Origin of the sequence: Brucella haematophila (assembly GCF_005938105.1) — a bacterium.
Lineage (GTDB): Bacteria > Pseudomonadota > Alphaproteobacteria > Rhizobiales > Rhizobiaceae > Brucella > Brucella haematophila.
In genome coordinates this window covers 118,986-133,278 of sequence record NZ_VCPE01000006.1, presented here as the reverse complement: position 1 = coordinate 133,278, position 14,293 = coordinate 118,986, and the positions used below count along the sequence as shown (strand labels likewise).

Here is a 14,293-nt window from a genome sequence, read left to right as displayed (position 1 = left end):
GGCAAATTGCCGCAGTTTCGCCTATATAGGCCCTAGAAATCTGAATTTTGAGAAGCAGGGCGCATGCCCGGAAGCTGGAATCAATCATGAGCCTGAACAGCCTCGATCTGCCGGGAAAGCCGGAAGACACGCGCGTTGTCGTCGCCATGTCGGGCGGCGTCGATTCATCTGTTGTGGCCGGGATTCTCAAACGTGAAGGTTACGACGTCGTCGGCGTGACGCTGCAGCTTTATGATCATGGCGCAGCGGTTCATCGCGCCGGCTCCTGTTGTGCAGGACAGGATATTGAAGACGCCCGCCGCGTTTCGGAAAGCCTCGGCATTCCCCATTACGTTCTCGATTACGAAGCGCGTTTCCGCGAAGCCGTGATCGACCCGTTCGCGAATTCCTATGTCAGCGGTGAGACGCCGATCCCATGCGTTTCCTGCAACCAGACGGTCAAGTTTGCCGATCTTCTCCAGACAGCGCGCGATCTTGGCGCGGATGCTCTGGCGACGGGTCACTATATTCGCAGCCGTGCCAATGGTGCGCATCGCTCGCTCTATCGTCCGGTCGATACCGACCGTGACCAGAGCTATTTCCTTTTCGCGACCACGCAGGAGCAGATTGATTATCTGCGCTTCCCGCTTGGCCATCTGCCAAAGGCGCAGGTGCGTGAAATCGCTGAGGAAATGGGCCTGACGGTCGCCAAGAAGCAGGATAGCCAGGATATCTGCTTCGTGCCGCAGGGCAAATATTCCGACATCATCTCCCGGCTGAAGCCGGAAGCTGCCAATCCGGGTGATATCGTTCATATCGACGGTCGCACGCTTGGCCGCCATGACGGTATTGTGCATTACACGGTCGGCCAGCGTCGCGGTATCGGCGTGGCCACCGGTGAGCCGCTTTATGTGGTGCATCTCGATGCCGCCAATGCACGCGTCATCGTCGGCCCGCGTGAGGCGCTGGAAACGCACAAGGTGTTCCTGCGCGATATCAACTGGCTGGGCGATGGCCCAATCGGCGATCTGCCGGAAGGCGGAATGGAAGTTTTCGCAAAGGTTCGCTCCACGCGCCCGCCGCGTCCGGCAGTGCTGCGCCATGCCGATGGCAAGACCTGGGTTGAACTGGTGGATGGCGAAAGCGGCATTGCGCCCGGACAGGCTTGCGTGCTCTATTCCGACGAAAGCAATACGGCGCGCGTTTTTGGCGGCGGTTTCATCGGCCGTTCCGAACGCGAACCGCAGGCGGAAGAAATGCTGCGCCGTCTGGTGGCGAGCACGGCGAACGCTTCGGCGGCCTGAGCCGGGGTCAGAGATTAAAACAAATCATAGGCGGGTGTTTGCACCCGCCTATTTTTTTGCCTGCAACATTACCCAGTCCCGGAATGCGGCCACGATGGGGCGTTCCAGCGCCGTTGCCGGATAGACCAGATGATAAGCGAAACCCTTGGCAACTTCCTGACAGAAGGGCGCGACCAGAGTGCCGTCCTCCATCTCGCGCGCCACAAGAGACCGGCGCACCAATGCAAAGCCATGCCCGGCTTTCGCTGTTTCAATAGCGCCATTACTGTCGAGAAAGATCGGCCCGTTGGATGCGTCGATGGTGCTCAGACCCGCCGCCTCCAGCCATAGACGCCAGTCATGCCGATGCTCGTCATGGAGCAGGGTGAAGTTTGCAAGCAATGCAGGATCGCGATCCTTGCCCGTCAAAAGGGCAGGGCTGCACACCGGCGTCAGGTCGTCATCGATCAGTCTCTCGCTTTCCAGCCCGGGATAGATTCCGAAGCCATGGCGTATCGCAACGTCTATACCGTCGCGCTCAAGATCGACAATGCGGTTGGATGGGCTGATGCGCAGATCGACCTGCGGGTACAGGGCTTCAAAAAGCGAGAGCCGCGGCGTCAGCCACTGGATGGCGAAGCTTGGCGTGCAACTGATCGTCAGTATGGGCAGCGCACGGGTTTTGAGCTGCGCCGTTGCCTCGCGCATGGTGCGGAATGCCGTGCGCAAAGCGGCAAAATACTGTTCGCCATCCGGTGTCAGGATAAGACGGCGCGGCTTGCGCGTGAACAGCGTGATGCCAAGTGACATTTCCAGTTCGCGCACCTGAAGGCTGACAGCGCCGGGTGTTACATTCAGTTCCTGTGCCGCCAATGTTACGCTGCCGCGCCGGGCTGTGGCTTCAAACGCGCGCAGTCCGTTGAGGGAGGGGAGTGGTGCATGCATGGTTTAGTTTTACTCACTCATCCTGCGAGAAACACTCGTTTGCCAAGGGTTGAATTTAAAAGCGATAAACGGGAAGTCAATCCGGCCCTGTTCGCCTAGTCTGGCTTTGAGCAGAGCCTCATTATTGAAATTCGGGAGCGCTGGCGATGACGACGCAAAAGGTGATGGGTTGGAAAGAATGGGGCATGTTGCTCGTGCTTTCCGTGCTCTGGGGCGGGTCATTCTTCTTCAACGGCATTGCGGTCCGGGAACTACCGCCATTCAGCATTGTCACGCTGCGCGTCGCCCTGGCGGTGCTCGCCCTGATGGTGCTAATCCGTCTGATGGGCCTGTCCATGCCGAAGGACCGGCACATCTGGGCTGCCTTTTTCGGTATGGGATTTCTCAACAATCTGCTGCCATTTTGTCTCATCGTCTACGGCCAGACGCAGATTGCCAGCGGGCTTGCTTCCATCCTCAATGCGACGACGCCGCTGTTCGGTGTGATTGTTGCGCATTTTCTCACTGCGGACGAAAAAATCACCCGCAACAAGATCGCTGGTGTGCTGATCGGTTTCTGCGGTGTGGCGATCATGATCGGGCCTGATGCCATTGGTGGACTTGGCCATAATCTCTGGCCGCAGCTTGCTGTTCTCTGCGCTGCGCTCTCTTATGCTTTCGCCGGTATTTTCGGACGCCGGTTCAAGGCAATGGGCGTCGCGCCGCTGATCACGGCCACCGGTCAGGTGACGGCAACGACGGTCATGCTCATTCCGGTCGCCCTGATCGTGGATCACCCGTGGACGCTGGCTGCGCCAAGTGCCGCCACCTGGGGTGCGCTGGCCGGAATCGCGCTGCTCTCAACTGCGCTTGCCTATGTGCTCTTCTTCCGCATCCTCTCGACGGCGGGCGCTGTGAATTTGATGCTGGTGACGTTTCTCATCCCGGTCAGTGCGATCCTGCTCGGCGTGCTGTTTCTGGGCGAGACCCTGCAAGCCAAGCACTTTATCGGCATGGCAATGATTGCCGCCGGGCTGGCGGCCATTGACGGGCGGCTGATCGCTGCGCTTTTACCGTTTGCTGGGAGCACATCCCGAAAAGTGTGAAACGGTTTTCGGACAAGATGTGCGGAAAAAATAGCAAAGCGAAGTCTACTGAAACCGGCTGAAGCGCGACAGGGCGATGCCGGAGGCGGTAGCAACATTCAGGCTATCGAATTCCTTCGACATGGGAATGCGGGCTGTCTGGAGCCGCTCCAGAAGCCGCTGCGGCAGTCCTTCGCCTTCGGTGCCAAGCAACAGCGCCTGACGATCATGCCCGGTTGCCTGATAGATGCTGGTTTCTGACGATGGGCTGAGCGCCAGCACGTTGAAGTTTGCATCCTGCAAGGCGGCGAGAATCTCATCAATGCGTCCGCCGTGGAAATAGGGCACTTTCAGCGTCGCGCCGACAGAGACGCGAATGGCCTTGCGATAAAGCGGATCGCAGCAGGTTTCGTCCATCAGCACGCAATCGGCCTCGAAGGCGGCAGCGTTGCGGAAGATGGAACCGACATTGTCATGATTGGATATGCCGCACAGCACTGTGACGAGCGATTGTTGCGGGAGCGCGGCCAGCAAGTCAGCCAATTCCGGCTGGGGCTTGCGGCGTCCGACGGCAAGAATGCCGCGATGCACATGAAAGCCAGCGACAGCATCCATGACGGTTTGCGACACGCAATAGACCGGGGTGCCTGTGGGGATCTGCTGTAGCTGTTCCGTCAGCCCTTCGAGCCGATTTTCCAGCACGAGCAACGATTCTGTCTCAAAACGCGCAGTGGAGGAGAACAGGACATTGATGACGACTTTGCCCTCGGCGATGAAACGCTTCTGACGTCCGACGAGGTCTTTTTCGCGAATGTCACGATAGGGGGAAAGGCGGTCGTCGTCCGGATCGTCAATGCGTTGGAGACAGCCGTGCAAATGATCTTCTGATTTCATTGCACGGCTGTAACCTCATGCTTAAGCGATGGCTAGTACCGGCTGTTCCTGCCGGCGCGGTGTCGGACTCATATAGAGACTTGAGAGCGTCGACAACATCAACTCGATATGCGGTGACGAAACCATATAGTAGATGGTCTGGGCATCGCGACGGGTCGAAACGAGGTCGAGAGCCCGCAATTTGGCCAGATGCTGCGACAAAGCCGACTGACTGAGGTCAATCGCCTTGGCGAGCGCGCCAACTGACATTTCATTGTGGAGCAGCTTGCATAAAATCAATAGTCGCTTGTTGTTTGCGAGTGCTGAAAGAAAATCTGCTGCCTGATCTGCGTTTTCTGTTAAATCACAAAAAGTATGTTCTTGGTTCATTTGCTGTCATACCCCCGTAAGACCGCTGGTAGTTTCAAATGACGGCCCCTTTTTGGGACACGCAGATCAAATTTAAAGGCTGCCATTTCGTTTGAAAAGGCCTTGCTTAAATGCGCCCGTGTTTAAATCGCGCAAATTTGTCCCAAAAAGACAGTGAATTTGTTTCAGTGGGGCGCGGCGGTCATTTTTGACAGTTCGGAGCGTATTTTTGCGACCGTGTCGCAGCGCTGCGAAAAGGAGAGTCGCACCATCTCATTGCCAGCCGCAATGTCGATACCGTCGGGGTCTATCCCGGCCACCTTCAATGGCTTTGCTGCTGTGCCGATCGTTTCGGCGACAAGGGCAGCAATCGCATCTTCTCCGCTTTCTATGACGCTATCAAGAAACGGCTGTTCGTTGGGAGCTAGACTTTCGGATATGTCGGCGGGACAGATCAGGTCGTCCGATGTGAGATTGAAGGCTTTGCCGAAGCCGCCGTTCAAACTGGCGCCCGAAACATGCAGGCGGAAAAACGCGAAGTCGCCGAGATCGACATAAAGTGCGCCTTTCGGATTGTGGTTCAGATAACGGCGGCGAATACGCGGATAGTCGTCGGCTGTCCGCTCGACCTTGGCGGCTTCGCAGTGAAGGGTGATGCGCGGATGAGCAAGCGGATCACCCTTGCCGGGTTCGCCAAGCAAGAGTGAACAGGCGGGGTTGGCGAGCAGGCCTGGCGTGTGGGCCGCCAGTCCCGAAACCAGAATGAGCGGTGTGCCGTCCATATCCGTGGCGGTGGCCACGCGGCTTGCCAGCGGATGTCCGGTTTTGGCGTCCAGTACAGCAAGGGCGCCATAGCGCGCCGTGCGCATCAGTGTCTTGGCCATCTGAATGGCTTCCGGCGTTGTGGGCCTGATAGGGGATTCGGTCTGGTCTTTAGGCTTGGTCATCGGGTCGCCGTAAATATGAGTGCAGTAATCCAGTTATTAGCCGAGTTTTTGCGAATGAAACAGGGGCCGGTCGCTGATATTGCCCGCAATTCTGGCGATTCCAGAAGCGCTATGCGATGATTGCATGACGCCATGTGAAAATTCACGCAAATAATATTATGATTTGACCGCTCTTAGCGCAATTTTCCGCAATATGGGGTTCTGGAGAAATTAAAATCTAAAAATAAGGGTGGTAAACGCATAAGAATGTGAACTGGTTCTAACAATTGCGCTTGCAAAGTAGGGAACCAAGCGTTTCGATAGGCCAAGCTGCGGGCAATGGGGCGCGCGCGGCAGACTTTTCCGTGGAGGCGGACAATAAAATGAAAATGTACAAAACACTCCTGGCTGCAACCGCGCTGGTGGCTCTTATGAGCGGTGCTGCTTCGGCAAAGACTTTTGTGTATTGCTCTCCGGCATCGCCTGAAGGTTTCGATCCGGCGGCATATACGGGCGGTGACACGTTCGATGCGTCTGCGCATCCGGTTTACAATCGTCTTGCCGAATTCGAGAACGGAACGACCAAGGTTGTGCCGGGTCTCGCTGAAAGCTGGGACGTTTCCAGCGACGGTCTGGAATACACCTTCCATCTGCGCAAGGGCGTGAAGTTCCATTCGAACGACTATTTCACGCCGACCCGTGACTTCAACGCGGACGATGTGATCTTCTCGTTTGATCGCATGCGCAACAAGGACAATCCTTGGCACGAATATACCGCAGGCATCACCTACGAGTATTTCGACAGCATGGAAATGGGTTCGCTGATCAAGGACATCACCAAGGTTGACGATTATACCGTCAAGTTTGTGCTGAACCGTCCGGAAGCACCGTTCCTCGCCAATATCTCGATGCCTTTCGCTTCGATCATTTCGAAGGAATATACCGATAAGCTCGCTGCCGACGGCAAGAAGGACGACCTCAATCAGGTTCCGGTCGGCACTGGCCCGTTCCAGTTCGTTGCTTATCAGAAGGACGCCGTCGTTCGCTTCAAGGCCAACCCGGACTATTGGGGCGGCAAGCCGAAGATCGACGATCTCGTCTTCGCAATCACGACCGATCCGGCTGTGCGCGCGCAGAAGCTCAAGGCTGGCGAATGCCACCTGATGTCCTATCCGGCTCCGGCAGATATCAAGGGCCTGCAGGCTGACACCAACCTCAAGGTTGACGAGCAGGCTGGTCTGAACGTGGCGTACTTTGCGTACAACACGCTGAAGGCACCTTACGACAAGCCGGAAGTCCGCAAGGCGCTGAACCAGGCCATCAACAAGCAGGCCATCGTCGATGCCGTGTTCCAGGGTCAGGGTCAGGTTGCCAAGAACCCGATCCCGCCGACAATGTGGGGCTATAACGACAAGGTCGAGGACGACAAGTACGATCCGGAAGCTGCCAAGAAGGCTCTCGAAGCCGCTGGCGTCAAGGACCTGAAGATGAAGCTGTGGGCCATGCCTGTCAGCCGTCCGTACATGCCGAACGCACGTCGTACCGCTGAACTCATGCAGTCCGATCTGGCCAAGGTTGGCGTCAGCGCTGAAATCGTTTCGATGGAATGGGGCGAATACCTCAAGAAGTCGTCCGACAAGGACCGCGACGGTTCCGTCATCCTCGGCTGGACCGGCGACAATGGCGATCCGGACAACTTCATGGGTACGCTTCTCGGCTGCGCTGGCGTTGGCAACAACAACCGCGCTCAGTGGTGCTACAAGCCGTTCGAAGATCTGATCCAGAAGGCCAAGATCTCGACCAGCCAGGAAGAGCGCACCAAGCTTTATGAAGAAGCGCAGGTGGTGTTCAAGGAGCAGGCTCCTTGGAATACGCTCGCTCACTCGACGGTCTTCGTTCCGATGTCGGCCAAGGTAACGGGCTTCAAGCAGAGCCCGCTCGGCGATTATCGCTTCGAGGAAGTCGACATTTCCGAGTAAAGTCTAACAACACCAGCGGCCGGGTGTGGAGGGTTCCTCCGCACCCGGTCGGAGTTTTTGTATGTTTCGTTTTATATTAAACAAACTCCTCTATCTGGTGCCGACCTTTATCGGCATCACGATCGTTGCTTTCGCTTTCGTCCGGGTCCTGCCCGGCGATCCCGTCCTGCTGATGGCAGGCGAGCGCGGCGTCAGCCCGGAACGCCATGCTGAACTGATGGCGCAGCTCGGCTTTGACCGCCCCATCTGGCAGCAATATCTGGATTATGTCTGGAACCTGCTGCACGGCGATTTCGGTCAGTCTCTGGTGACCAAGAAGCCCGTTCTCGTTGAGTTTTTCGCGCTGTTTCCGGCAACCGTAGAGCTGTCGATCTGCGCAATCATTCTGGCGATCTGCCTTGGTATTCCCGCTGGCGTCATCGCCGCGGTCAAGCGCGGTTCATGGTTCGATCAGGGCCTTATGGGCATTTCGCTGGTTGGCTACTCGATGCCGATTTTCTGGTGGGCGCTTCTGCTCATCATCTTCTTCTCCGGCATCTTGCAGTGGACGCCGGTTTCGGGCCGCATTTCGCTCCTGTATTTCTTCCCCCCCGTCACAGGCTTCATGCTGATCGACAGTCTGTTGTCTGGGCAGAAGGGGGCTTTTGCATCGGCTGCTTCGCATCTCGTCCTGCCGACCATCGTGCTCGCGACCATTCCGCTTGCGGTCATTGCGCGTCAGACACGTTCGGCAATGCTGGAAGTGCTGGGTGAGGACTATGTACGCACCGCCCGCGCCAAGGGTCTGCCGACCCGCCGCGTCGTGGGTATTCACGCGCTGCGTAACGCCATGATCCCCGTTATCACGACGATCGGCTTGCAGGTCGGCGTGCTGATGGCCGGTGCAATCCTGACGGAGACCATCTTCTCCTGGCCTGGCATCGGTAAATGGATGCTCGATTCCATTTTCCGCCGCGATTATCCGGTCGTGCAGAGCGGTCTGCTGTTGATTGCTGCCATCATCATGGTGGTCAATCTGGTGGTCGATCTGCTGTACGGCCTGATCAATCCGCGTATCCGGCATAAGTGAGGGTATCATGACACACTCAGCTATTCAGCCGGAAGCCGCAAACGACATCGGCAAGATGCGTGCACTGAAGGACTTCTGGTTCTATTTCAGCGTCAATCGCGGCGCGGTTATCGGTCTCTACGTCTTTATCGCAATCATTCTGGTGGCGCTTCTGGCGCCGCTCATTGCGCCCCACGACCCAACGGAACAGTTCCGCGAATTCGTGAAGGTTCCGCCATTCTGGGAAACCGGTGGTTCGACCCAGTTCCTGCTTGGAACGGATGCGGTCGGGCGTGATATTCTGTCCCGCCTGATCTATGGCGCGCAATATTCGCTGCTCGTCGGCTTCGTCATCGTTATCATTTCGATGTGCCTTGGCATTACCATCGGCCTGATCACCGGCTATTTCGGTGGCGGTGTCGATACGGTCTTCATGCGCATCATGGATGTGATCCTGGCTTTCCCGTCGCTGCTGCTGGCGCTGGTTCTGGTTGCAATTCTCGGACCGGGCCTCATCAATGCCGTGCTTGCCATCACGCTTGTTTTGCTGCCGCATTTTTCGCGTCTGACCCGTGCCGCCGTCATGGCGGAAAAGGAACGCGAATATGTGACGGCGGCCAAGCTTGCCGGTGCAAGCAGGCTGCGCCTGATGTTCAAGACCATTCTGCCCAACTGTCTCGCGCCGCTTGTGGTGCAGGCCACGATGTCGTTTTCCAACGCCATCCTCGACGTGGCGGCTCTGGGCTTCCTCGGCATGGGCGCACAGCCGCCGACGCCAGAATGGGGCACCATGCTGGCCGAAGCGCGCGAGTTCATCCTCAGCGCCTGGTGGATCGTGACCTTCCCGGGTCTGGCAATCCTGATCACTGTTCTCGCCATCAATCTGATCGGCGACGGTCTGCGCGATGCGCTCGACCCGAAACTCAAGAGGAGCTGATCGATGGCTTTGCTTGAAATCAAGAACCTTACGGTTTCGTTCGATACTTCGACTGGTCCTTTCAAGGCGGTCGATGGCATCGATATCACGGTCGACAAGGGCGAAGTTCTGGCTATCGTCGGCGAGTCCGGTTCGGGCAAGTCGGTCGGCATGCTCGCGGTGATGGGCCTTCTGCCCAAGACCGCAACCGTGACGGCAGACAAAATGTCGTTTGACGGCAAGGATTTGCGCACGCTTTCCAGTTCCGAACGCCGCCAGATCATCGGTCGCGACATTTCGATGATCTTTCAGGAGCCTGTGGCAAGTCTCAATCCGTGCTTCACGGTCGGCTACCAGCTTGAAGAAGCGCTCAGGCAGCATATGGGCATGAACGGTTCGGCGAGCCGTGCCCGCGCTATCGAGCTTCTCGAACTGGTCGGCATTCGTGATGCTTCTGAACGTCTCGGCAGCTTCCCGCATCAGATGTCGGGCGGCCAGTGCCAGCGCGTGATGATTGCTATCGCGATTGCCTGCAATCCGAAGCTTCTGATCGCTGACGAGCCGACCACGGCTCTCGACGTGACGATCCAGAAGCAGATCCTCGATCTCCTGATGCGGCTCCAGGTGGAGCATGGCATGGGCCTGATCATGATCACCCACGATATGGGTGTCGTCGCCGAAACGGCGGATCGGGTCATCGTGCAGTATAAGGGCCACAAGATGGAAGACGCCGACGTGCTGTCGTTGTTCTCCGCGCCGAAAAGTCCTTACACGCGCGCGCTTCTGTCGGCTTTGCCGGAGAATGCGACCGGCGACCGTCTGCCGACGGTGTCCGATTTCGTCTTTGACAATAGCAGTGCAGGAGAAGCGTGATGAGCGAGGTCGTTCTCGAAGCGCGCGATATCAAGCGCGACTATCATGTCGGCGGCGGCCTGTTCGGCAAGCCAAAGGTGGTTCACGCCGTCAAGGGCGTCAGCTTCAAGCTGGAAAAGGGCAAGACGCTGGCAATCGTCGGCGAATCCGGTTGCGGCAAGTCCACGCTGGCCCGCATCCTGACCATGATCGATCCACAGACCTCTGGCGATCTGAAGATCGGCGGCCAGGATGTGAACATTGCTCGTGACGGGCTGACGGCTGACATGCGCCAGAAGGTGCAGATCGTGTTCCAGAACCCTTACGGTTCGCTCAATCCGCGCCAGAAAATCGGCGACGTGCTGGCCGAGCCGCTGCTGCTGAACACGAACATGTCGGCTGAAGAGCGGCGTGCCAAGGCAATGCAGATGCTGTTGAAGGTTGGTCTCGGTCGCGAGCACTTCAACCGTTATCCGCATATGTTCTCCGGCGGTCAGCGCCAGCGTATCGCCATTGCGCGCGCGCTGATGCTCAATCCGAAGCTGCTGATTCTCGACGAGCCGGTGTCCGCACTCGATCTGTCGGTACAGGCGCAGGTTCTCAACCTGTTGTCCGACTTGCAGGAAGAGTTCGGCCTGACCTATGTCTTCATCAGCCACGACCTTTCGGTGGTGCGCTATATCGCCGATGAGGTGATGGTGATGTATTTCGGTGAGGTGGTTGAATACGGGTCGCGTGACGACGTGTTCAACAATCCGCAGCACGATTATACGAAAAAGCTGTTTGCCGCGACGCCGCGTGCGGATGTCGATGCTATCCGCGCCCGTGTTGAAGCACGTGCCGCTGCCAGACAGGCTGCGCAGGCTTAACGGGCGACTGCCAATCCAGAATTGAAAACGCCGCCTTTTTGAGGCGGCGTTTTTGTCTTTTACCCAGCGCGTTGCTGGTGCCAGGCGAGTGCCCGGACGATATCGTCTGCCGCAACCTTGCCGACGATGTTTCCATTCTCGACAATGCCGACATCGCCGTTACTGTCGGCAACGGCATTCATCAGTTCACGCACCAGCGTTTCACGGCGTGCCGTTGCCGCAAAGGGGCGCGGGGCGGCGTTACGGTCGAACGGCGTCATGATATCGCCTGCGCGCAGCACGCCGAGCGGGTTCATATGCGCGACGAAATCGGCGACATACTGATCGGCGGGCTGCAACAGGATTTGCTGCGGCGTTCCGCATTGCACGATGCGTCCGCCTTCCATGATCGCGATGCGATTGCCGATTTTCATGGCTTCATCGAGATCGTGGCTCACAAAAACGATGGTTTTCTTCAGTCGCGACTGGAAGGCCAGAAGTTCGTCCTGCAACCTTGTGCGGATCAGAGGATCCAATGCCGAGAACGGCTCGTCCATCAGCAGGATTGGCGCGCCGGTGGCAAAGGCGCGGGCGAGGCCGACACGCTGCTGCATACCGCCGGAGAGTTCGCCGACCTTGCGCTTGGCCCAGTCCTGAAGGCCGACCAGTTCAAGCTGCTGGCGGGCCTTGTTGATGCGTTCTTCCTTGCCCATGCCGGAGATTTCCAGCCCGAAGGCCACATTCTCCTCGACGGTGCGCCACGGCAGCAGACCAAATTGCTGGAACACCATCGAAACGAGTTCGGTGCGCAAATGGCGAAGCGTGTTGCGATCCGCTTTGCCGACATCGATGCCACGGTCGCCGTCCTGCACCGTGACGCGACCGCGCGAGATCGGGTTGAGCCGGTTGATGGCGCGCAACAGCGTGGACTTGCCGGAACCGGACAGGCCCATCAGAACAAGGATTTCGCCTTCTTCAATGTCGAGCGTGCAATTATGGACGCCAAGCACATGACCGGTTTCGGCCTGAATCTTGGATCGCGTTGCGCCGCCATCGGCCAGCGCCAGCGCATTGTCCGTGTTCTTGCCGAAAATGATGCAGACGTCTTCGAGTGCGATAATGGTCATCCGCAATCTCCTGACTTTTGTTTGAGCATGATTCGAACCGAAAACCGGTTCCCACTTTTCGGGGTCATGCTATTTTTCCCTGCCAGCGCGGAAGATGCGGTCGAGCACGATGGCGACCACGACGATGACAAGGCCTGCCTCGAAGCCGAGCGCGGTGTTGACGGAGTTCAGCGCGCGAACGACTGGAACGCCAAGGCCGTCGGCACCGACAAGGGCCGCGATGACCACCATCGAAAGCGACAGCATGATCGTCTGGGTCAGGCCCGCCAGAATTTGCGGCATGGCATAGGGCAGTTCGATCTTCCAGAGAAGCTGGGATCGCGAAGCGCCGAAGGCTTCACCTGCCTCGATCAGCGAGGAGGGGGTGGATGAAACGCCAAGATGCGTCAGGCGCACCGGCGCGGGCAGAACGAAAATGGCCGTGGCAAGCAGGCCGGGCACCATGCCGATGCCGAAGAATACAATGGCCGGGATCAGATAGACGAAGGTTGGCAGCGTCTGCATCAAATCGAGCACGGGGCGCATGGCGGCATAAAGGGTGGGGCGATGGGCTGCGGCAATGCCGAGCGGAACGCCGATGGCCATGCAGAGAACGCAGGATGAAAGCACCAGCGTCAGCGTTTCCAGCGTCCGGTCCCAGTAACCCTGATTGAGAATGAACAGAAAGCCCAGGACCGTCAGAACGACCACAGAAATGCGCCGCTGGATAAACCAGGCAATCACCGCGAATATGGCGATCAGGAGCAGGGGATGGGGCAGTTTCAGGACGAAGAGCAGGGCGTCGATCATGCTTTGCATGACTGCTGCCAGCAGATCGAAAAAGCCGCCCATATTGTTCGTCAGCCAGTCCACGACCGTTTTTGCAGTCGGTCCAACCGGGATTTTATAGTCCGTCAGCCAGTTCAACGATGAAGTCTCCTGCTGCGTTTTTTGATGGAAAGGATACGGCTACCCGCAAATAACGAGGCCGCGGGTTTAGCCGCGGCCTGCGAGTGCTGCGCGTCAGAGGCCGAGGGCCGATTTGACAGCAGGCAGACCTTCCTTGCCGTCAACGGTCGTCACGCCGGCGAGCCACGTGTCGAGCACAGCCGGATTTGCCTTGAGCCAGTCGGTTGCCGCCTTTGCAGGCTCCTGACCGTCATCGAGAATCTTGCCCATGATCTCGTTTTCGAGATCGAGGTTGAATTCAAGATTGGTCAGGAACTTGCCAACATTCGGGCATTCCTGCGTGTAGCCCTTGCGCACATTGGTCTCGACCTTGGCGCCGCCGAGATTCGGGCCGAAGAAGTCATCGCCGCCGGTGAGATAGGTGATCTCGAAGCGCTTGTTCATCGGATGTGGTTCCCAGGCAAGGAACACGATCGGCTCCTTGCTTTTGACGGCGCGCGCGACCTGCGCAAGCATGCCCTGTTCGGAGGATTCCGCCAGTTCGAACGACTTCAGGCCGAAGGCGTCCTTGTTGATCATGTCGAGGATCAGACGATTGCCGTCATTGCCCGGCTCGATGCCGTAAATCTTGCCGCCGAGCTTGTCCTTGAAGGTTGCAATATCTTTGAAGTCCTTGAGGCCTTCATTGGCGGCATATGTCGGCACGGCAAGCGTGTATTTCGCGCCGGTCAGATTGGTGCGCAGCGTCTCGACGCTCTTGTCATCCAGATAAGGCTTGAGATCGGCGCTCATGGAAGGGTTCCAGTAGCCGAGGAAGACATCAATGTCCTTCTTGCTCAGCGACGCATAGGTCACCGGCACGGAAAGAACCTTGATATCGGTCTTGTAGCCGAGGCCTTTGAGAATTTCGGTCGCAACCGCAGTTGTCGACGTGATGTCGGTCCAGCCGACATCGGAGAAGCGCACCGTCGAGCAGCTTTTCGGTTCTTCCGCAAAGCTGGCGCCGGGTGCTGCAAGCATTGCCGTTCCCGTGGCAAGCGCAGCAAAGGCAAGCGTATAGGTCAGTTTCATTGTTCTCTCCATTTCCGGGCCGTTTTGACGGTTTGCTTATTTTTCCGGTTCCGGCTTTAGCAAACACCAAAGATTGCGCCGTTCAAGTACCACAGCGGCGAAAATATTCTCGATTGCGACGTCTG

At 57.7% G+C, this 14,293-nt stretch carries 14 protein-coding genes; 7 read left to right on the top strand and 7 right to left on the bottom strand.

The annotated features are described in order from the left end of the window. The first annotated feature begins 86 nt into the window (after positions 1 to 86). Complete coding sequence (mnmA, locus tag FGI60_RS11535) at positions 87 to 1,283, top strand: tRNA 2-thiouridine(34) synthase MnmA (protein ID WP_171058754.1); 1,197 nt, start codon at positions 87 to 89, stop codon at positions 1,281 to 1,283. Positions 1,284 to 1,331: 48 nt separating this feature from the next. Here mnmA and gcvA read toward each other — a convergent pair whose 3' ends face one another. Continuing rightward, entirely contained in the window at positions 1,332 to 2,207 is an 876-nt protein-coding gene (gcvA, locus tag FGI60_RS11530; protein WP_138785298.1) for a transcriptional regulator GcvA, read from the bottom strand. 146 nt (positions 2,208 to 2,353) lie between these two features. Between gcvA and FGI60_RS11525 the strand changes: the two genes are divergently transcribed. After that, entirely contained in the window at positions 2,354 to 3,292 is a 939-nt protein-coding gene (locus FGI60_RS11525) for a DMT family transporter (RefSeq protein WP_138785297.1), read from the top strand. Positions 3,293 to 3,337: 45 nt separating this feature from the next. Here FGI60_RS11525 and FGI60_RS11520 read toward each other — a convergent pair whose 3' ends face one another. From FGI60_RS11520 to FGI60_RS11510, 3 genes are all read right to left on the bottom strand, one after another. After that, entirely contained in the window at positions 3,338 to 4,165 is an 828-nt protein-coding gene (locus tag FGI60_RS11520; protein ID WP_138785296.1) for a TrmH family RNA methyltransferase, read from the bottom strand. A gap of 21 nt (positions 4,166 to 4,186) precedes the next feature. Beyond that, positions 4,187 to 4,534, bottom strand: coding sequence for an ArsR/SmtB family transcription factor (locus tag FGI60_RS11515; RefSeq protein WP_078338792.1), 348 nt, complete (start codon positions 4,532 to 4,534; stop codon positions 4,187 to 4,189). A 164-nt stretch (positions 4,535 to 4,698) separates the two neighbouring features. Further along, a complete protein-coding gene (locus FGI60_RS11510) occupies positions 4,699 to 5,460 on the bottom strand; it encodes a HugZ family pyridoxamine 5'-phosphate oxidase (protein WP_138785295.1) in 762 nt (253 codons plus the stop codon). Between the two features lie 362 nt (positions 5,461 to 5,822). On the opposite strand from FGI60_RS11510, the gene FGI60_RS11505 reads away from it, so the two are divergent. From FGI60_RS11505 to FGI60_RS11485, 5 genes are all read left to right on the top strand, one after another. After that, a complete protein-coding gene (locus FGI60_RS11505; protein WP_138785294.1) occupies positions 5,823 to 7,418 on the top strand; it encodes an ABC transporter substrate-binding protein in 1,596 nt (531 codons plus the stop codon). A 61-nt stretch (positions 7,419 to 7,479) separates the two neighbouring features. After that, entirely contained in the window at positions 7,480 to 8,487 is a 1,008-nt protein-coding gene (locus tag FGI60_RS11500) for an ABC transporter permease subunit (RefSeq protein WP_138785293.1), read from the top strand. A 7-nt stretch (positions 8,488 to 8,494) separates the two neighbouring features. After that, positions 8,495 to 9,403 (top strand): ABC transporter permease subunit, encoded by a 909-nt coding sequence (locus tag FGI60_RS11495; RefSeq protein WP_138785292.1) that lies wholly within the window; start codon positions 8,495 to 8,497, stop codon positions 9,401 to 9,403. 3 nt (positions 9,404 to 9,406) lie between these two features. Beyond that, positions 9,407 to 10,255: an ABC transporter ATP-binding protein gene (locus FGI60_RS11490; RefSeq protein ID WP_138785291.1), complete on the top strand. Its 849-nt coding sequence runs from the start codon at positions 9,407 to 9,409 to the stop codon at positions 10,253 to 10,255. Next, positions 10,255 to 11,103: a dipeptide ABC transporter ATP-binding protein gene (locus tag FGI60_RS11485; RefSeq protein ID WP_138785290.1), complete on the top strand. Its 849-nt coding sequence runs from the start codon at positions 10,255 to 10,257 to the stop codon at positions 11,101 to 11,103. Before FGI60_RS11490 ends, FGI60_RS11485 begins: the two co-directional genes overlap by 1 nt. 59 nt (positions 11,104 to 11,162) lie before the next feature. On the opposite strand, the gene choV is transcribed toward FGI60_RS11485, so the two are convergent. The 3 genes from choV to FGI60_RS11470 form a co-directional block, all read right to left on the bottom strand. Continuing rightward, a complete protein-coding gene (choV, locus tag FGI60_RS11480; protein ID WP_138785289.1) occupies positions 11,163 to 12,209 on the bottom strand; it encodes a choline ABC transporter ATP-binding protein in 1,047 nt (348 codons plus the stop codon). Positions 12,210 to 12,278: 69 nt separating this feature from the next. After that, positions 12,279 to 13,115, bottom strand: coding sequence for a choline ABC transporter permease subunit (gene choW / locus FGI60_RS11475; protein ID WP_138785288.1), 837 nt, complete (start codon positions 13,113 to 13,115; stop codon positions 12,279 to 12,281). A 96-nt stretch (positions 13,116 to 13,211) separates the two neighbouring features. Then, a complete protein-coding gene (locus FGI60_RS11470; protein WP_138785287.1) occupies positions 13,212 to 14,180 on the bottom strand; it encodes a choline ABC transporter substrate-binding protein in 969 nt (322 codons plus the stop codon). Positions 14,181 to 14,293 lie beyond the last annotated feature (113 nt).